The 17,979-nt window shown below is 73.3% G+C and carries 18 protein-coding genes; 8 read left to right on the top strand and 10 right to left on the bottom strand.

The window, feature by feature from the left end:
* Positions 1–5: 5 nt before the first annotated feature.
* Together hemB and ACFW6A_RS08150 are read left to right on the top strand one after the other, a co-directional pair.
* Positions 6–1,010, top strand: a complete 1,005-nt coding sequence (gene hemB / locus ACFW6A_RS08155) for a porphobilinogen synthase (protein ID WP_386477035.1) — start codon at positions 6–8, stop codon at positions 1,008–1,010.
* A gap of 62 nt (positions 1,011–1,072) precedes the next feature.
* A complete protein-coding gene (locus ACFW6A_RS08150) occupies positions 1,073–1,345 on the top strand; it encodes a DUF1876 domain-containing protein (protein ID WP_351841801.1) in 273 nt (90 codons plus the stop codon).
* A 43-nt stretch (positions 1,346–1,388) separates the two neighbouring features.
* Here ACFW6A_RS08150 and ACFW6A_RS08145 read toward each other — a convergent pair whose 3' ends face one another.
* Positions 1,389–2,105 (bottom strand): DUF4232 domain-containing protein, encoded by a 717-nt coding sequence (locus ACFW6A_RS08145; protein WP_386639415.1) that lies wholly within the window; start codon positions 2,103–2,105, stop codon positions 1,389–1,391.
* A 278-nt stretch (positions 2,106–2,383) separates the two neighbouring features.
* Between ACFW6A_RS08145 and ACFW6A_RS08140 the strand changes: the two genes are divergently transcribed.
* Positions 2,384–3,574, top strand: a complete 1,191-nt coding sequence (locus tag ACFW6A_RS08140; protein WP_386639412.1) for a helix-turn-helix domain-containing protein — start codon at positions 2,384–2,386, stop codon at positions 3,572–3,574.
* A 19-nt stretch (positions 3,575–3,593) separates the two neighbouring features.
* Here the strand turns inward: ACFW6A_RS08140 and argS are convergent, their stop codons facing one another.
* Positions 3,594–5,357, bottom strand: coding sequence for an arginine--tRNA ligase (gene argS / locus ACFW6A_RS08135; RefSeq protein ID WP_351841749.1), 1,764 nt, complete (start codon positions 5,355–5,357; stop codon positions 3,594–3,596).
* 244 nt (positions 5,358–5,601) lie between these two features.
* Between argS and lysS the strand changes: the two genes are divergently transcribed.
* Positions 5,602–7,323, top strand: a complete 1,722-nt coding sequence (gene lysS / locus ACFW6A_RS08130) for a lysine--tRNA ligase (protein WP_351841747.1) — start codon at positions 5,602–5,604, stop codon at positions 7,321–7,323.
* A 73-nt stretch (positions 7,324–7,396) separates the two neighbouring features.
* Here lysS and ACFW6A_RS08125 read toward each other — a convergent pair whose 3' ends face one another.
* The 3 genes from ACFW6A_RS08125 to ACFW6A_RS08115 form a co-directional block, all read right to left on the bottom strand.
* The gene (locus ACFW6A_RS08125; RefSeq protein ID WP_386639407.1) at positions 7,397–8,722 is read right to left on the bottom strand and encodes a DUF2637 domain-containing protein; all 1,326 of its coding nucleotides are present in this window, start codon (positions 8,720–8,722) and stop codon (positions 7,397–7,399) included.
* Positions 8,723–8,902: 180 nt separating this feature from the next.
* Positions 8,903–9,649, bottom strand: a complete 747-nt coding sequence (locus ACFW6A_RS08120) for a DUF3558 domain-containing protein (RefSeq protein ID WP_386639404.1) — start codon at positions 9,647–9,649, stop codon at positions 8,903–8,905.
* A 123-nt stretch (positions 9,650–9,772) separates the two neighbouring features.
* Positions 9,773–10,714, bottom strand: a complete 942-nt coding sequence (locus ACFW6A_RS08115) for a DUF3558 domain-containing protein (RefSeq protein ID WP_386639401.1) — start codon at positions 10,712–10,714, stop codon at positions 9,773–9,775.
* A 174-nt stretch (positions 10,715–10,888) separates the two neighbouring features.
* Between ACFW6A_RS08115 and ACFW6A_RS08110 the strand changes: the two genes are divergently transcribed.
* Positions 10,889–12,082 carry an RtcB family protein gene (locus tag ACFW6A_RS08110; protein ID WP_351841739.1) on the top strand — a complete coding sequence of 398 codons (1,194 nt, stop codon included), beginning with the start codon at positions 10,889–10,891 and terminating at the stop codon, positions 12,080–12,082.
* Positions 12,083–12,191: 109 nt separating this feature from the next.
* Here the strand turns inward: ACFW6A_RS08110 and ACFW6A_RS08105 are convergent, their stop codons facing one another.
* Positions 12,192–12,947, bottom strand: a complete 756-nt coding sequence (locus ACFW6A_RS08105; protein ID WP_351841737.1) for an SDR family NAD(P)-dependent oxidoreductase — start codon at positions 12,945–12,947, stop codon at positions 12,192–12,194.
* 56 nt (positions 12,948–13,003) lie between these two features.
* Positions 13,004–13,339, bottom strand: a complete 336-nt coding sequence (locus ACFW6A_RS08100) for a YnfA family protein (RefSeq protein ID WP_386639398.1) — start codon at positions 13,337–13,339, stop codon at positions 13,004–13,006.
* A gap of 77 nt (positions 13,340–13,416) precedes the next feature.
* Between ACFW6A_RS08100 and ACFW6A_RS08095 the strand changes: the two genes are divergently transcribed.
* Positions 13,417–13,944 carry a hypothetical protein gene (locus ACFW6A_RS08095; protein WP_351841726.1) on the top strand — a complete coding sequence of 176 codons (528 nt, stop codon included), beginning with the start codon at positions 13,417–13,419 and terminating at the stop codon, positions 13,942–13,944.
* Positions 13,945–13,958: 14 nt separating this feature from the next.
* Here the strand turns inward: ACFW6A_RS08095 and ACFW6A_RS08090 are convergent, their stop codons facing one another.
* Positions 13,959–15,410 carry an FAD-dependent oxidoreductase gene (locus tag ACFW6A_RS08090; RefSeq protein WP_386639395.1) on the bottom strand — a complete coding sequence of 484 codons (1,452 nt, stop codon included), beginning with the start codon at positions 15,408–15,410 and terminating at the stop codon, positions 13,959–13,961.
* A gap of 101 nt (positions 15,411–15,511) precedes the next feature.
* On the opposite strand from ACFW6A_RS08090, the gene ACFW6A_RS08085 reads away from it, so the two are divergent.
* A complete protein-coding gene (locus ACFW6A_RS08085) occupies positions 15,512–16,072 on the top strand; it encodes a TetR family transcriptional regulator (protein WP_351841722.1) in 561 nt (186 codons plus the stop codon).
* A gap of 27 nt (positions 16,073–16,099) precedes the next feature.
* On the opposite strand, the gene ACFW6A_RS08080 is transcribed toward ACFW6A_RS08085, so the two are convergent.
* Positions 16,100–16,834 carry a Mut7-C RNAse domain-containing protein gene (locus ACFW6A_RS08080; RefSeq protein WP_351841720.1) on the bottom strand — a complete coding sequence of 245 codons (735 nt, stop codon included), beginning with the start codon at positions 16,832–16,834 and terminating at the stop codon, positions 16,100–16,102.
* Positions 16,835–16,957: 123 nt separating this feature from the next.
* On the opposite strand from ACFW6A_RS08080, the gene ACFW6A_RS08075 reads away from it, so the two are divergent.
* The gene (locus ACFW6A_RS08075) at positions 16,958–17,398 is read left to right on the top strand and encodes a GNAT family N-acetyltransferase (RefSeq protein ID WP_386477005.1); all 441 of its coding nucleotides are present in this window, start codon (positions 16,958–16,960) and stop codon (positions 17,396–17,398) included.
* On the opposite strand, the gene ACFW6A_RS08070 is transcribed toward ACFW6A_RS08075, so the two are convergent.
* Positions 17,382–17,930 (bottom strand): GNAT family N-acetyltransferase, encoded by a 549-nt coding sequence (locus ACFW6A_RS08070; RefSeq protein WP_386639390.1) that lies wholly within the window; start codon positions 17,928–17,930, stop codon positions 17,382–17,384. The genes ACFW6A_RS08075 and ACFW6A_RS08070 overlap by 17 nt on opposite strands.
* Positions 17,931–17,979 lie beyond the last annotated feature (49 nt).

Here is a 17,979-nt window from a genome sequence, read left to right as displayed (position 1 = left end):
CACGTATGAACTCGTATGGAAGCTTTCCGGGGGCGCGGCCGCGGCGGCTGCGGACGACGCCCGCCATGCGGCGGATGGTCGCCGAGACCCGGCTCGACCCGGCCGACCTGATCCTGCCCGCCTTCGTCCGCGAGGGCGTGAGCGAGCCGGTGCCGATCGGCGCGATGCCCGGCGTCGTCCAGCACACGCGGGACACCCTGCGGCGCGCCGCCGTGGAGGCGCTGGAGGCCGGGGTCTCCGGGATCATGCTCTTCGGCGTGCCCGACGAGGCGAAGAAGGACGGGCTCGGCACGGCCGGGACCGACCCGGACGGCATCCTCCAGCTCGCGATCCGCGACGTGCGGGCCGAGGTCGGCGACGACCTCATCGTCATGTCCGACCTGTGTCTGGACGAGTTCACCGACCACGGCCACTGCGGCGTCCTCGACGAGGACGGGCGGGTCGACAACGACGCCACCCTGGAGCGGTACGCCGAGATGGCGCAGGTCCAGGCCGACGCCGGCGTCCACGTCGTCGGCCCCTCCGGGATGATGGACGGCCAGGTCGGCGTGGTCCGCGACGCCCTGGACACCATCGGCAAGGAGGACGTGGCGATCCTCGCGTACACCGCGAAGTACTCCTCCGCCTTCTACGGCCCCTTCCGCGAGGCCGTCGGCTCCTCGCTCAAGGGCGACCGCAAGACCTACCAGCAGGACCCGGCCAACCTCCGCGAGTCGATGCGCGAGCTGGCGCTGGACCTGGAGGAGGGCGCGGACATGGTGATGGTGAAGCCGGCCGGCCCCTACCTGGACGTGCTCGCGAAGGTCGCCGAGGCCGTGGACGTGCCGGTCGCCGCGTACCAGATCAGCGGTGAGTACGCGATGGTCGAGGCCGCCGCGGAGAAGGGCTGGATCGACCGCGACAAGGCGATCCTGGAGACCCTCACCGGCATCCGCCGTGCCGGCGCGCGGATGATCCTCACCTACTGGGCCACCGAGGCGGCGCGGATGCTCGGGCCGGCTCGCCGCTGACCGCCCGGCGGCGCACCCTGGAGAGGTACCCGACAGGTACCTCCCCGGAGGTGGTCCTCATGATGAACACGCTCGTCGGATGGCACGTCGACATGGAGTTCAAGGAGGAGGGCGATCGGACGCGGGCGGCGGCCATGGTGCGGCTCTCGGACGGCTCCGAGTTCCGCGCCCACGGCACCGCCCACCGTCACCCCTCCGATCCGGAACAGCTGCGGGTCGGCGAGGAGATCGCCGGGGCGCGCGCCCTGATGGACCTGGCCTCGCAGCTCCTGCAGAAGGCGCACACGGAGATCGACGAGGCGTCCGGGCGGACGTCGTACCCGATCAACCGGTAGCGGCGCGCTCCGGTCCGGGCCGGTCCGTACCGGCGGAGGCGGCCTAGTACTGGAGGGCGTCGGCCAGCTCCCGCTGCCAGTACGAGACGGCGGCGCCGTCGTCCACGTACGTGCCCTCCGGCGCCGGCACCGTCACCATGCTGTCCGCGGTCAGGTTCACCTTGACCGTGCGGACGGTCGTGCCGTGGGTGTCCCCGCCGGGCTCTCCCGTCAGGATCAGGGACGCGTAGGCCGACTCGCCGGGCGCCAGCGTCACCACGGCCTGCGGCTTGCTCTCCTCCACGATCCTGATGGGGGCCTGGCTGTGGTCGAAGCCGACGAGGGGCGCGCCCACGGCGTCGCAGGGACGGCCGCCGACGTTCGTGACGGTCAGCGCCAGGTGGTTGATCGGGCGGCTGACCTTGCTCGCCACGACCTTCACGTCCTTGGCGGTGCAGGGGGTGGGGGCGGTGTCGTCGCCGTTGCTGCCGTTGCTGCCGTTGTCGGCGGGGGTCGGTGCCGTGGTCTTCTTCGGGGGCTTCGTGGCCGGCGTCGTCGCCGGGGCGGTGGTCGGCGCCGGGTCCGGGGCGGTCGTCGTCGGTGCGGCCGGTGCGGCCGGTGCGGCCGGTGCGGTCGGGGTGGCGGCGGTGGTCTGCCGGGGCGACGCGGACGTCGGAGCCGGGGCCGCGTCCGGGTCGGACGACGACTGGCAGGCCGTGAGGGTGAGGGCCGCGGCCAGGGCGGCGGCGGGCAGGGCGAGGGTGCGGACGGACAGGCGCATGGTGGTTCCCCCGTGGGTGGAAAGGGCGGGCGGCGGCGGTCAGCGGCCGTCGATCAGGGTCAGGACGATCGCGGTGCAGACGATCAGCACCGTCAGTGCCAGGGCGTCGGTGACGCGGCTGTTCGGCATGGCCCCATGCTGCGAGCCGGTGTGACCCGGTGTCGACCGACACGGGACAATGAGGAACGCTGGAACGCTTCCACCCCCTGTGACCTGGGGAGACGTACGTCGCCCGGAACGCGTTCCTGGGACGCCGACCAGCGACGGGGGAGCGACGGATGGACACCGGGGACCGGCTCGCCGGGCTGCTGCGGAGGCTGAAGGAGCGCTCGGGGCTCAGTTACGGGGCGCTCGCCAAGCGGCTCCACGTCAGCACCTCCACCCTCCACCGGTACTGCAACGGCGACGCCGTCCCGACCGACTTCGCCCCCGTGGAACGGCTCGGGCGGCTGTGCGGGGCCACGCGGGAGGAGCTGGTCGAGCTGCACCGCGCCTGGATCGTCGCCGACGAGTCCCGCGGGCGGAGCGGCGAGGCGGGGACGGGTTCGCCGGTGGGGCCCGCCGTCGAGACCGGTCGGCCCGTCGAGACCGGTCGGTCGGACGAGGCCGGTCGGTCGGACGAGGCCGGTCGGTCCGGCGAGGCCGGTCGGTCCGGCGAGGCCGTGGGGGCCGGGGAGACCGTCGTGGTGGTGACCGGTTCGGGCGGGCCGGCGGTCGCCGGGGGGTCGTGGGCGCGGTTCCGGTGGGCCTTCGCCGCCGTGGCCGTCGTCGCCCTCGCCGTGCCCGGGGCCTACCTCGTGGGGAGGGACGGGGAGAAGGAGCCGCCGCGCGGCGGCTCCGGCGCGACCGCGGCGCCCGCTCCGCTGAACGCCGGCATCAGCTCGTACAACTGGGCCGAGCCCTGCGGGCAGTACTACGTCCTCGACCAGAAGCCGCAGCACGTGCCGCCCCCGCCCCCGCCGCAGGACTCCCGCCCGTGGGCCCGTGCGCTCGGCGGGATCGACGGCGGGCACATGCAGCTCCAGGTCACCGTCACCGGCCGCACCCGGGAGCCGGTCGTGCTCTCGCGGCTGCGCGTCCGGGTCGTCGAGCGCGACCGGCCGCCGGAGCTGACCGCGTACTCGATGGGCGACGGCTGCGGCAGCGGGATCACCCCGCAGACCTTCGACGTCGACCTCGACGCGCCCCGGCCGTACGTGAAGGCGGTCGCCGGGCAGGACGGGGACCGGGTCGTGCCGGCGAAGGACTTCCCGTACCGGGTCGCCACCGGGGACGCGGAGGTCCTCAACCTCGACGTCCACACCGAGGAGCACGCCGTCGCCTGGTACCTGGAGCTGGAGTGGAGCACCGGGGACCGGAAGGGGACGCTGCGGATCGACGACGGCGGGGAGCCGTTCCGCACGCACGCCATCGAGGGCCGCACGGTCTACGGCTACTGGCCCGACAAGGGCGAGTGGGTCGCTCAGTGACCCACCCGCCCCGGCGGCGTCAGAGGCGCTCGGGCGTCCGGATGCCGAGCAGGGCCATGCCCTGGTGGAGCGTGCGGGCCGTCAGGTCGCAGAGGAAGAGGCGGTTCTCCACCTGCGCCGGGGTGTCCGCCTTGAGGACCGGGCACTCCGAGTAGAACGTCGTGTAGAGCGAGGCCACCTGGTAGAGGTACGCGGCCAGCTTGTGCGGCGCGTACTCCGCGGCGGTCTCCTCGATCGCCTCGCCGAAGCCGTCCAGGTGCAGGCCGAGGGCCCGCTCGGACGGCGCCAGCTCCAGCTCCGGGTGGGCGGTCGGCTTCGCGTCGCCGGCCTTCCGCAGGATCGACTGGATACGGGCGTACGCGTACTGGAGGTACACGGACGTGTCGCCGTTGAGCGAGACCATCTGGTCCAGGTCGAACTTGTAGTCGCGGGCCGCCGAGGTCGACAGGTCCGCGTACTTCACCGCGCCGATGCCCACCTGGGCGCCCCGCTCGGCGATCTCCTCCTCGGTGAGGTCCTGGGCCTTCTCGCGGACCACGGCCGAGGCCCGGTCGATCGCCTCGTCCAGCAGGTCCACCAGCCGGACCGTCTCGCCCTCACGGGTCTTGAAGGGCTTGCCGTCCTTGCCGAGGACCGTGCCGAAGGCCAGCTGAACGGCCTTCACCTCGTCGTTCAGCCAGCCGGCCCGGCGGGCCGTCTCGAAGACCATCTTGAAGTGCAGCGACTGGCGGGCGTCCACCACGTAGAGCAGCGAGGTCGCCTTCAGGTTCCGCACCCGGTCGCGGATGGCGGACAGGTCCGTCGCCGCGTAGCCGAAACCGCCGTCGGACTTCTGGACGATCAGCGGGACCGGGTTGCCGTCCGGGCCCTTGACGTCGTCGAAGAAGACGCACAGCGCGCCCTCGGAGCGGACCGCGACGCCCGACTCCTCGAGGATCCGGCAGGTCTCCTGGAGCATGTCGTTGTACCCGGACTCACCGACGACGTCGGGGTCGCGGATGTCCATGTCGAGCTTGTCGAAGACCGAGTAGAAGTAGATCTTCGACTCGTCGACGAACCGCTGCCACAGGGCGAGGGTCTCCTCGTCACCGGCCTGGAGGTCCACCACGCGGGCGCGTGCCCGGGTCTTGAACTCCTCGTCCGTGTCGAACAGCGCGCGGGACGCCTTGTACAGCCGGTTCAGGTTCGACATGGCCTCCTCGCCGGAGACCTCCGCGCCCTCGCCCTCGTGGTCCAGCTCGTGCGGGTGCTCGATCAGGTACTGGATGAGCATGCCGAACTGGGTGCCCCAGTCGCCGATGTGGTGCCGGCGGATCACGGTCTCGCCCGTGAACTCCAGGATCTCCACCATCGCCGCGCCGATCACGGCGGACCGGAGGTGGCCGACGTGCATCTCCTTCGCCACGTTCGGCTGGGCGTAGTCGATGACCGTGGTGCCCGCCGAGCCGTTCAGCGGCACGCCGAGGCGCGCGTCCGCGGCGCGGGCCGCGAGGGTCTCCACGATCGCCGCGTCCGACACGGTGATGTTCAGGAAGCCGGGGCCGGAGACCTCGATCTCCTTCAGCACGTCGTTCGCGGGGATCGACTCGACGACCTTGGTCGCCAGCTCGCGCGGGTTGCCCTTGAGCTTCTTGGCCAGCGCCAGGATGCCGTTGGCCTGGAAGTCGGCCCGGTCGCTTCGTCGCAGCAGCGGGTCGGCGGCACCGGCCTCCGGCAGGGCTGCCGAGAGGCCTTCCGCGAGGCGCTGCTGCACGGTCGAAGCGAGGGAAGGGACCGAGGCCATGAGCTTCCGTTCCTGTTGTGTCGTGTCCGGGTGTCCCGGTGGTCTATATCGCTTGTCAAGTGTCCCATGGGTGGGCAACGTGTTTCCCCGGCCCTTCCCCGGCTGTGGACAAGTAGCGCCCGAGGAGAATCCCGCCTGTGGACAACCTCAAAGTGCCCGGTTCCGTCTGGGACAATGGCTGACGTAGGGCTTTGAAGACTCCGGGGATCTCCCGCGAGGATCTGGAAAGAAGGACGTACCGACCGTGGCTCAGAGCAGCACCGAGACCGACTGGGTCTCCCGTTTCGCGGACGAGGTCATCACCGAGTCGGAGCGACGTGCGCCTGGCAAACCGGTCGTCGTCGCCTCCGGCCTCTCCCCCTCCGGCCCGATCCACCTCGGCAACCTGCGCGAGGTCATGACCCCGCACCTGGTCGCCGACGAGATCCGCCGCCGCGGGTACACCGTCCGCCACCTCATCTCGTGGGACGACTACGACCGCTACCGCAAGGTGCCGAACGGCGTCGAGGGCATCGACGAGTCCTGGGCCGAGCACATCGGCAAGCCGCTGACCTCCGTCCCCGCCCCCGCCGGCTCGCCCCACGCCAACTGGGCCGAGCACTTCAAGGCCGCGATGGTCGAGGCCCTGGCCGAGCTGGGCGTCGAGTACGACCCGATCAGCCAGACCGAGCAGTACACCTCCGGCGCCTACCGCGAGCAGATCCTGCACGCCATGCGCCGCCGCGGCGACATCGACGCCATCCTCGACCAGTACCGGACGAAGAAGGCCCCCAAGAAGCAGTCCCAGAAGCCGGTCGACGAGGCCGAGCTGGAGGCCGCCGAGGGCTCCGGCGCGGCCGGCGAGGACGACGGCTCCGGCGGCGGCGCCGGATACTTCCCGTACAAGCCCTACTGCGGGCAGTGCGAGAAGGACCTCACCACCGTCACCTCCTACGACGACGAGACCACCGAGCTGAGCTACACCTGCTCCGCCTGCGGCTTCGCCGAGACCGTCAAGCTCAGCGAGTTCAACCGCGGCAAGCTTGTGTGGAAGGTCGACTGGCCCATGCGCTGGGCCTACGAGGGCGTCATCTTCGAGCCCTCCGGCGTCGACCACTCCTCCCCGGGCTCGTCCTTCCAGGTCGGCGGCCAGATCGTCACCCTCTTCGACGGCGTCCAGCCCATCGGCCCCATGTACGCCTTCGTCGGCATCAGCGGCATGGCCAAGATGTCCTCCTCCAAGGGCGGCGTGCCCACCGCGGCCGACGCCCTGGAGATCATGGAGCCGCAGCTGCTCCGCTGGCTCTACGCCCGCCGCAAGCCCAACCAGTCCTTCAAGATCGCCTTCGACCAGGAGATCCAGCGGCTGTACGACGAGTGGGACAAGCTGGAGGCCAAGGTCGCCGACGGCACGGTGCTGCCCGCCGACGCCGCCGCCCACGCGCGGGCCGCCCGCACCGCCGCCGGCGAGCTGCCGCGCACGCCGCGCCCGCTGCCGTACCGCACGCTGGCCTCCGTCGTCGACATCACCGCCGGCCACGACGAGCAGACTCTCCGGATCCTGACCGACCTGGACCCGGAGTCCCCGGTCACCTCGCTGGACGAGGTCCGGCCGCGCCTCGACCGCGCCGAGAACTGGATCACCACCCAGGTCCCGGCCGACCAGCGCACCATCGTCCGCGAGGAGCCCGACACCGAGCTCCTCGGCAGCCTGGACGACGAGGGCCGCGAGTCCCTGCGCCTCCTCCTGGAGGGCCTGGACAGCCACTGGTCCCTCGACGGCCTGACCACGCTCGTCTACGGCGTTCCGAAGGTCATGGCGGGCCTCACCCCCGAGGCGAAGCCCACCCCCGAGCTGAAGGTCGCCCAGCGCTCCTTCTTCGCCCTCCTCTACAAGCTCCTCGTGAGCCGCGAGACGGGCCCCCGCCTGCCCACCCTGCTCCTCGCCGTCGGCGCGGACCGGGTGCGCAAGCTGCTCGGCGCGTGACCTGACGCGCAAGCCGAAGGGCCGCTCCCCGCGAGGGGGAGCGGCCCTTCGGCTTGCGCGCGTGGTGCGCGGGTCAGGAGGGGTCGAACTCCTGCATCTCCTCGCGGACGCGCTCCTGCACCTCCGGGGTGACCAGCTGGAGCAGGTCGGACTGGGGCTCCGGCAGCTGCGGGAAGCCGTACGCCTGCGCCACCAGCTGATCCAGCTCGAACGGGGTCGGGAACCGCTCGTGCTCCTGCACGAAGCCGTACGTCACCTTGTAGGCGATCTCCCGGAACTCCTCCATCTGCGGGTCGGGCGGCTGGAGCGGGTCGGGCTGCTGGAGCACCCCGAACAGCTCCGGGCGCGCCGCCTCGGACTCCGGCGCCGGGACGTCTCCGGGCACGCCCTCGGCAGCCTCCTGCGGGACCTGCTCCGGGGCCTGTTCCACGGCCTGCTCCGCCGCCTGCGCGGTGTACGAGCCGCCGTACCCCTCCGGGGTGACCTGCGGGGTGTCGAACCACGGGCTCTCGTGGTTCGGGTGCGCGGGCTCCTGCGCCTGCGCACGTGCCTGCCGCGGAGCCGGGGCGGGACCCTGAACCGGCTGCTGCTCCGGGGCGGGGTGGGCCGCCGGGAGTTCCTGGAGGACCTGCGCCGGAGCCTGGACCACGACCGGCGGCTGCGGCTGCGGGGCCTGCGCCGGGAGCTGGGCCTGGGCCGGGTTCGGGGGGAGGAGGACCGGGTCGATGCCGGCCGCCGCCAGTCCCGCAGGGGCCGTCTCCGCGAGGGGGACTCCGTACCGGGCCAGGCGGAGCGGCATCAGCGCCTCCACCGGGGCCTTGCGCCGCCAGCCGCGCCCGAAACGGGCCTGGAGCCGGGCCTGGTAGATCAGCCGCTCCTGTTCCAGCTTGATCACCTGGTCGTACGAGCGCAGCTCCCACAGCTTCATCCGCCGCCACAGCCGGAACGTCGGCACCGGCGACAGCAGCCAGCGGGTCAGCCGCACCCCCTCCATGTGCTTGTCCGCGGTGATGTCCGCGATCCGGCCCACCGCGTGCCGCGCGGCCTCGACCGCCACCACGAACAGCACCGGGATGACCGCGTGCATGCCCACGCCCAGCGGGTCCGGCCACGCGGCCGCGCCGTTGAACGCGATCGTCGCGGCCGTCAGGATCCACGCCGTCTGCCGCAGCAGCGGGAACGGGATCCGCAGCCACGTCAGCAGCAGGTCCAGGGCGAGCAGCACACAGATGCCCGCGTCGATGCCGATCGGGAAGAAGTACGAGAACGTGCCGAAGCCCTTGTGCACGGCAAGCTCGCGCACGGCCGCGTACGAACCCGCGAAACCGATCCCCGCGATGATCACCGCGCCGCCGATGACGAGCCCGATGAGTATGCGGTGTGTGCGTGTCAGCTCCATCGCGGCCACCCGCGATCCCCTCCCGTGATTCGACGTCTCGCGGGCCCCAGGGTGGCACACATGAGCGAAGCCCGGCCCCCTGGGGAGGGACGGGCTCCGCTCGGACGCGCCTGTCTGTGTTGATTTGTGTCACTACCCGTGCGCCCGACGGGGGTTGGCCGCACCGATCGGCGGGTACGCCTACTTGTTCGCGGCGGCCACCGAGGCGACCGCTTCCTTCGCCGCCTTCGTCGCGCCCTCGACGATCGTCTTGGCCCGCGGCACGGGCGCGCCCGCGTACCCGGCGCCGTTGTAGGACAGCAGCACCAGCACGTTGCCGCTGCGCGCGACGATCGACGCGTAGGGGAAGTCCTCGCCGGTCTTGTTGACGGTGTACGTGACGATCTTCGCCTCGTCGCCGACGCCGGCCACCGGCGCGGTGCTCAGCGTCTTCGCGCCCGTGGTGGCCTGGACCTTGCCGAGCTCCTTGGCGAAGTTCTCCCGGGCCCGCTCCTGGCCGCTGCCGAGGGAGACCTCGGAGTCGTACCGGTAGAACGACACGTCGAGCCAGCGGTACTGCGAGCCCTTGACGCCCTTGTCGTCCAGGCCGTTCCAGGAGCAGCCGCTGCGGTGGGCGAGGTCCGTGGAGGCCGCCGCCGTGCCGTTCTCGTTCTTCGCCTTGGGCACCAGCGAGGCGGTGGTCTTCGCCGTGATCGCCTTGCACGCCGTCGGCAGCTTCGCGAACTTCGCCGGCTCGACCGTCGGCGTCGGGGACGGGGTCGCCGACGCGCTCGCGCTCGCGGTCGTCCCGCCCTGCGCCCCGCCGGCCTCGGCGGCCCCCTTGCCGCCGCCGCTGCCCGAGTCCGAGGAGCAGCCGGCGACGACGAGCATCACCGGGACGGCTGCGGCGGCGAGAATGCGGGTGAGTCGCGGAGCTGATCGCTGCATGGTTCCTTCAGTCGCTTGTCGTACGGCCGGCGCCGGTCGGCGGCCCTGGCGGCCCTGGGTACGCCGACACGTTACGTGGTCCCCCCGACGCCCGGGGGGCGCGCGGGAGCCCCCGGCGGCGGGCTACTCCTCCAGCCGGTCGGCCAGCAGCCGGGCCAGGTTCTGCGCCCTGTCCTGCAGTTCCTTGCTGTCCGGGGCCGCCGCGGCGGCCGACGTGCGCTGCCGGTACTCGACGGTCACGACGACGTTCGATGTGCGGAACACCACGCTCACGACCCGCTGGTGGCCGTTCCCGCCGGCCTTCCCGAGCGTGTCGCCGACGAACGCGATGTCGCCGAGGCCGCCCAGCAGCCGGGGCTCCAGGCCGGTCGTCGCCGGTGCCGACGGGGTGTTCGCGGACGGGGCGTCCGCGCCGGGCGGCGTGGTGCCGGAGGCGGTGGGCGAGGACGGGGCGCCGGCGGGCGTGGTGCCGCCCTCCGCCGCCGTGGTCCGCGTGGTGCCGGGGGCCGTGCCGCCGGCGGTCGCCGGGGCGGTCGTCGGACCCGTCGGGGCCGTCGTCGGGGGGGTGGGCGTGGGGGTCGGCGTCACCGGTACGGCGATCCCGGCCGCGAGCTGCTTGCGGGTGTAGACCTCCTGCGCCCGCGCGGCGTCGCTCACCGTCGGGTCGTACGAGACCACCCGCTCCACGTCGAGCACCAGGCGGTGCGCGCCGTCCTCGGTGTCCGCGGTCCAGGTGCAGCCGACGCGGCGGTCGGTGTCGTACGTGACGGCGGCCGTGCCGCGGAGCGCCGCGGCACGTTCGGCGTCGGCCAGGGCGGCGGTCCCGGGGAGCAGCTCGCGCAGGGTGGCCTGGGGGACGGCGCCGCACGGCTCGAAGAGGGTGCGGTAGCGGCCGGGCGGCGCGACGGGCGCGGCCGCGGCGCCCGCCTTGGCGTCGACGGTGACGTCCTCGGCGGTGCCGGCCGCGGAGCAGCCGGTCAGCGCGCCGGCCACGACGGCGAGACCGGCGCCGAGGCCGAGGAGGGTGCCGGGGACGCGGCCGGGTGAGTACCTCTTTCGCTGCACCGTCCCAGGCTCCCTTCTCCCGAAGTCTTTCCCGAAAACCGTTTGCCGCCTCCTGAAGGCGGATGGACACAATGTCTATCGCACACGCAGCCGTTGATGCCGGTCCGCCGTCACCTGTACGGGCTTTGGCTCCGGTTTTTGCGTTATCGGGCTTTTCGGGGGAATCGAGGAAGTATGTCGTACGTAGAGGTGCCGGGTGCGCAGGTGCCCATCCGGATGTGGGCCGATCCTTCCACGGTGGAGGGCGGCGCGATGCAGCAGCTGCGGAACGTGGCGACGCTGCCGTGGATCAAGGGCCTCGCGGTCATGCCGGACGTGCACTACGGCAAGGGCGCGACGGTCGGTTCCGTGATCGCCATGAAGGACGCGGTCTGCCCGGCGGCGGTCGGCGTCGACATCGGCTGCGGCATGTCCGCGGTGAAGACCTCCCTGACGGCGAACGACCTTCCCGCCGACCTCTCCCGCCTCCGCTCCAGGATCGAGCAGGCGATCCCGGTCGGCCGCGGCATGCACCGCGAGGAGGTCGACCCGAAGCGCCTGTACCAGTTCCCGACGTCGGGCTGGGACGACTTCTGGTCCCGCTTCGACGGGGTGGCGGACGCGGTGAAGTTCCGCCGGGAACGGGCGGCGCTGCAGATGGGGACGCTCGGCGCGGGGAACCACTTCGTGGAGCTCTGCGTGGACACGTCGGGTTCGGTGTGGCTCATGCTGCACTCGGGTTCCCGGAACATCGGCAAGGAGCTGGCCGAGCACCACATCGGGGTGGCGCAGAAGCTGCCGCACAACCAGGGGCTGGTCGACCGGGACCTCGCGGTCTTCGTGGCGCAGACGCCCCAGATGGCCGCCTACCGGCACGACCTCTTCTGGGCGCAGGAGTACGCGAAGTACAACCGGGCGATCATGATGGCGCTCTTCCAGGAGGTCGTCCGCAGGGAGTTCCGGAAGGCGAGGGTGACCTTCGACCCGGTGATCTCCTGCCACCACAACTACGTGGCGGAGGAGCGGTACGAGGGGATGGACCTGCTCGTGACCCGCAAGGGCGCGATCCGGGCCGGCTCCGGCGAGTTCGGCATCATCCCGGGCTCGATGGGTACCGGCTCGTACATCGTGAAGGGCCTCGGGAACGCGGCCTCCTTCAACTCGGCCTCGCACGGCGCCGGCCGGAAGATGAGCCGGAGCGCGGCGAAGAAGCGCTTCTCGACGCGGGACCTGGAGGAGCAGACGCGGGGCGTGGAGTGCCGCAAGGACTCCGGCGTCGTGGACGAGATCCCGGGCGCCTACAAGCCGATCGAGAAGGTCATCGAGCAGCAGACCGACCTCGTCGAGGTCGTCGCCAAGCTCAAGCAGGTCATCTGCGTGAAGGGCTGACGGGTGACGGGTGACGGTGACGGGCCGGAGGGCCGTCGGGCCGGAGGGCCCGGAGCGGAGCCGTCCCGTGGAGGGGGCCGGTGCGGATGCGCCGGCCCCCTCGGCGCGCCTACGGCTCGCGGTGGAGCTTGGTGTTGGAGGCCTGGGCCCGGGGGCGGACGACCAGGAGGTCGATGTTGACGTGCGGGGGGCGGGTGCAGGCCCAGGTAATGGTGTCGGCGACGTCGTCGGCGGTGAGGGGCGCGGCCACGCCGTCGTAGACCTTGGCGGCGCGGGCGGTGTCGCCGCGGAACCGGGTGGTGGCGAACTCCTCCGTCTTGACCAGTCCGGGGGCGATCTCGATGACGCGGACGGGGGTGCCGACGATCTCCAGGCGGAGGGTCTCGGCGAGGACGCGGGCGCCGTTCTTGGCGGCGACGTAGCCGGCGCCGCCCTCGTAGGTGGCGTGGCCCGCCGTGGAGGAGAGGACGACGACCGTGCCGTCGCCGCTCGCGGTGAGCGCGGGCAGCAGGGCCTGGGTCATGTGGAGGGTGCCCAGGACGTTGACGTCGTACATGCGGCGCCAGTCCTCGGGGTCGCCGGTGGCGACGGGGTCGAGCCCGAGGGCGCCGCCGGCGTTGTTGACGAGGACGGCGAGGGTGCGGAAGGCGCCGGCGAACTCGTCGACGGCGGCGCGGTCGGTCACGTCGAGGGCGTACGCGGTGGCCTGGTGGCCGGCCTCGGTGATCTCGGCGGCGAGGGCCTCGATGCGGTCCTTGCGCCGGGCGGTGAGGACCACGCGGTAGCCGGCGGCGGCCAGCTGCCGGGCCGTGGCGGCGCCGATGCCGCTGCTCGCTCCGGTGATGACGGCGATGGGGGCGGACATGGCGGAGGCTCCTCGTACAGGTGGTCGGTCGGTGTGGGGGCCAGGATAGGCGGCGGTCAGCGGCCGCGCGGGGCGTACATGATCACGGCCATGCCGGCGAGGCAGACGAGGGCGCCGACGACGTCCCAGCGGTCGGGGCGGTAGCCGTCGGCGACGATGCCCCAGGCGAGCGAGCCGGCGACGAAGACGCCTCCGTAGGCGGCGAGGACGCGGCCGAAGTCGGCGTCGGGCTGGAGGGTGGCGACGAAGCCGTAGAGGCCGAGGGCGAGGACGCCTCCGCCCGCCCAGATCCAGCCGCGGTGCTCGCGCACGCCCTGCCAGACGAGCCAGGCCCCGCCGATCTCGAAGAGGGCGGCGACGACGAAGAGGGCGACGGAGCGGGCGGTCTGCATGGGAGCAGGGTGTCATGGGGGACACGCGGGCTGACGGATTGTCAGAAGATGGGATGATCTCTGGGTATTTTTGCCCTATGCGTGCGATGTCTAAGGGTGTGCTCGGGGCCGCGATCGCGGCGCTCGTGGTGCTGGGTGCCGGGACGACCGCCGGGGCGGTCGGCGACGCGGCCGGGGATGTGGTCGGGGACGCGCTCGGCGGGGTGGCCGGCGGGGTGGCGGGCGAGGCGGATCTGGCCCACCACGGTCACGTGTCCCTGTGGGACGGGCGGGTCGGGGTGTGGCTGGTGACGGAGAACCACGGTCCCTCCGACGTCGTGGACGCCACCGTCCGGCTGGCCTTCTCCACCCCCATGGCGGGCGGCCAGGAGCTGCCGCCGGGCTGCCTGTGGAGCAGCTCCCGGGTGGTGTCCTGCCGGACGGGCGCGCTGCCCGGCGGCGGGGCGGCGGGCGAGCTGGCGCTGGACCTGCGGACCGTGGGCCGGCCGCAGGAGCTGACGGTCGACGTGAGCACGGCCTGGCGGGCCGGCGGGGCCGACCGGAACCCCGTCAACGACCGGCACCGGGTGCTGGTGCTCGCCACCGGGGACCCGTACGTCTTCTGAGGGGGACGGGCGGGTCACCGGGCGCTCCAGAGCACGTACCCGTCCGGGCGGACGAGGGCGGTGGTGCGGCGGGCGGGGTCCGTCCAGGTGGCCCGGACGACGCGGGCCGCGGTGGTCGGGGCGAAGGACGGCAGGGCCGGCGCGGCGCCCTCGGGGGCGATGAGGACGAACTCGCCCGCGCGGAGCAGCGCGTGGAGCCGGCCCTCGCGGAGCGGTACGTCGGGGGCGCGCCGCCCGGACGCGCGGCCGCCGCCGGGGACGGGGGCGTAGGCGATGCCGAGGCCGCTGATCATGCCGAGGGCCTTGGCCGAGGCGGGGCGCAGCGCGCCGAGGACGGTGGCGGCGACGGCGCGCAGGGCGCGGGTGGCGGGGGTGTGGGCCATGGCGAGGCGGACGAGGGCGCCGCTGCTGCGCAGGACCATGGCGCCGACGGGGTGGCGCTCGGTCTGGTAGCTGTCGAGGAGGGCCTCGGGGTCGGGGGCCTCGCCGCGGTGGACGGCGGCGAGCTTCCAGGAGAGGTTGGCGGCGTCCTGGAGGCCGGTGTTCATGCCCTGGCCGCCGGCGGGGGAGTGGACGTGGGCGGCGTCGCCGGCGAGGAAGACGCGGCCGACGCGGTAGGCGGGGACCTGGCGCTCGTCGCTGTGGAAGCGGGAGATCCAGCGGGCGTCGTGCATGCCGTGGTCGGTGCCCAGGGCGCGGCGGGCGAGGTCGCGGACCTCGTCGAGGCCGACGGGTTCGTCGTCGGGGACCTGGCGGGTGCGGTCCCAGCCCATGACGCGGTACCAGCCGTCGCCGAAGGGGGCGAGGAAGGCGAAGGTGTCGCCCGAGCCGTTGACGGTGAGGGACTCGGAGGGCTCCTCGGCGAGCCGGACGTCGGCGAGGACGATCGAGCGGATGACGCTGGTGCCGGGGAAGGGCAGTCCGAGGGCGGTGCGGACGGTGCTGCGGTGGCCGTCGGTGCCGACGAGGTGGCGGGCGCGGAGGGTGAGGGGGGTGCCGCCGGGGCCGGTGAGTTCGGCGGTGACACCGTCGGCGTCCTGGCGGAGGGCGTCCAGGGAGGTGTCGTGGCGGAAGGTGACGCCGGCGTCGGCCGCGCGCTGTTCGAGGAGGCGCTCCACCTCGTACTGCGGGGTGATGAGGAGGTGGTCGAAGCGGGAGGGAAGGCGGCCGAGGTCGAGGGAGAGGCGGCCGAAGAGCCGCATCCGGGTGAGCGGGGTGCCGGTGGCCTCCAGGGCGTCGGCCAGGCCGCGGGCGTCGAGCAGCTCCAGGGTGCGGGCGTGCACGCCGAAGGCGCGGGTGAGGTTGGAGCGGCCGGCGGGGCGGCGCTCGACGAGGGTGACGTCGAGGCCCGCGGCGGCGAGGTCGCCGGCGAGCAGGAGCCCGGTGGGTCCGGCGCCGACGACGACCACGTCGGTGACGAGGGCGGCGGGGGTGGGGTCGCCCTGGGGGGAGTCGGTGGTGCGCATGGCTGCCTCCGATCGGTCAACACTTGTTGGCCTACGCTTGTTGGCAACGGTAGGGTCACTCTCCGCGACGTGTCAACACCCGTTGGCATACAGTTGTGGGCATGACGACCGCACGCCGCTCCGACACCACCCGGGCCGCGATCCTGGAGGCCGCCCGCGAGCGCTTCGCCGCCGACGGGTACGAGCGCGCCACGATCCGCGCCATCGCCCGCGACGCCGGGATCGACCCCTCGATGGTCATGCGCTACTACGGCAACAAGGAGGGGCTGTTCGCCGCCGCCTCCGAGATCGACCTGGCCCTGCCCGCCCTGGGAGCGCTGCCCGCGAAGCACGTCGGGGCCGTCCTGGTGAACCACTTCCTCGACCGCTGGGAGCGCGACGACGTGCTCACCGGACTGCTCAGGGTCGGCGTCACCAACGAGGCCGGGGCCGCCCGCATGCGGGCGGTCTTCGGGGCGCAGCTCGGCCCCGTCACCCTCGGCGTCTGCCCGAAGCCCGAGGAGGCCCCCGCCCGGGCCGCGCTCGTCGCCTCCCAGATCCTCGGCATGGCGCTCGCCCGCTACGTGCTCCGCCTGCCGCCGGCCGCCGGGATGAGCCGGGACGAGGTGGTGGCCTGGCTGGCGCCGACCGTGCAGCGGTACCTCACCGCCGAGACGCCCTGAGCCGCACCGCCAAGGTGCCCTGAGCCGCTACCGGGCCGCGGCGCCGAACTCGCGCACCGCCTCGTCGACGATGGCCTCCAGGCGGGCGTGGTGCGCGCCCCGCCAGTAGACCCGGTCGCACTCCTCGCACCGGGCGAAGACGTCGTACGTCTTCTCCGTGCCCCGCTCCAGCCTCGCGCGCACCTCGTCCTTGCCGGTGTCCGTGAGGAGGCCGTTGCAGGCGGTGCAGCGGGTCCAGGGCGCGAGGCGCGGCGCGAAGCGCTCCAGCACGTCGCGGAGCTGCTCGTCGGGCCGGTCGCTGTACACGTACGCCCCGGCCCACAGCTCGCGGCGGCGCAGCAGCCCGCGGTCGCGGGAGAGCATGACCCGCCGCTCCCGGGCGGAGAGCGCGGCGAGCGCCGGGTCGCCGATGTCCTCGTTCTCGTACGCGGCGTCGACGCCCAGCAGCCGCAGCCGCCGGGCCAGGGTGCCCAGGTGCACGTCGAGCAGGAACCGGAGGGGCGCGCCGGGCACGGGCTGCGGACGGGCGACGTCCTCGACCTCGACGGTCTCGCCGGCGGACGGCACGTGCGCGGGAGCCACCGGGCGGCCGTCGACCAGGAGCCGGCCGGCCTCGGTGAGCGGCACGCCGAGGGACTCCACGACGTGCCCCAGCGAGGAGACGCCGTCGGTGACCACGGCCGTGCGCCCCGAGCGCCGCTCGGCGGCGACGAAGACGGCGAGGCCGGGGGCGAAACTGATCTGGATCTCCGGTCCGTTCACGGGGACAGGATCGCACCGGGCCCCGACGGCGGGCCAGGCATTTCCCGGCCCCGGCGCGGTGCGCGCCGGCCTCCCCCGCCGACCCCCCGCGGCGTACCCGCGCGGCTGGGCTACCGTCCCCCCATGAAGATCATCGACCTCGACCCCGGCGACCCCCGTCTGGAGAGCGATCTCCTGCCGGTCCTCGTCGAGCTGCGCCCGCACCTCACCCCCGAGCTCTTCCGGGACGTGTACGCGCGCGGCCACGCGCAGGGCCTGCGCTTCACGGCCGCCTACGGCGACGACGGGCGCTGCGCCGGAGTGGCCGGCTGGCGGCTCGTCTTCAACACCAGCTCGCTCAGCAAGCTGTACGTCGACGACCTGGTGACCGCCTCCGCCGTCCGCTCCACCGGCGTCGGCCACGCCCTCGTCGCCCACCTGGAGGACCGCGCCCGCGCGGCCGGCTGCCACGAGCTCAACCTCGACTCCGGCACCCACCGCACCGGCGCCCACCGCTTCTACCTGCGCGAGCGCTTCGACATCGCGGCCTTCCACTTCGTCCGGCCGCTCACCGGTCCGCGGTAGCCCACAGGTCGAGCCGCCAGACGTTGCAGCGCATCGGGCGGCCCGGCGGGTACTCGAAGTCCTCCTCGCCGAGCAGCTCGAAGCCCGCCTTGCGGCACACCGCGTTCGACGCGGCGTTCGCGACCGAAGGGAAGGCGTGCAGGTGGCGGTGGAGGCCGGCGGCCCGGGCCCGCTCGGCCACCGCGCGCGTGGCCAGGGTCGCGACGCCGCGGCCCTGGAAGCCCGGCAGGACCGTCCAGCCCGTCTCGTACACCGGCTCGCCGTGCCACGCGCTCGTCCAGAAGCCGATGCTGCCCGCGTCCCGCCCGTCGGGCAGCAGCACGACCCGGAACATCCGGCCCGCCCCCGTGGTGTCCGCGCTCAGGGCCACGTACCGCCGGTGGCGGTGGGCCAGCTGCTCCTCGGTCTCCGGGCCGCCCAGGTGCTCCATCAGCTCCGGCGCGTTCAGCGCGCGCAGCAGCCCCGCGTCCGTCCCGGACCAGGCTTCGAGGCGGACGGACGCCGTGACGGACCCGTCGGGATGATCACTCATGCGCGCACCGTACGGCACGCCTCCGACAGCGCCCGGCCGGTGCGGCGGG

It is taken from the genome of Streptomyces sp. NPDC058758 (genome assembly GCF_042746075.1).
In the GTDB taxonomy this organism is placed as follows: domain Bacteria; phylum Actinomycetota; class Actinomycetes; order Streptomycetales; family Streptomycetaceae; genus Streptomyces.
The sequence above is the reverse complement of the archived record's forward strand: the minus strand, read 5'-3'. Positions and strand labels throughout refer to the sequence as shown.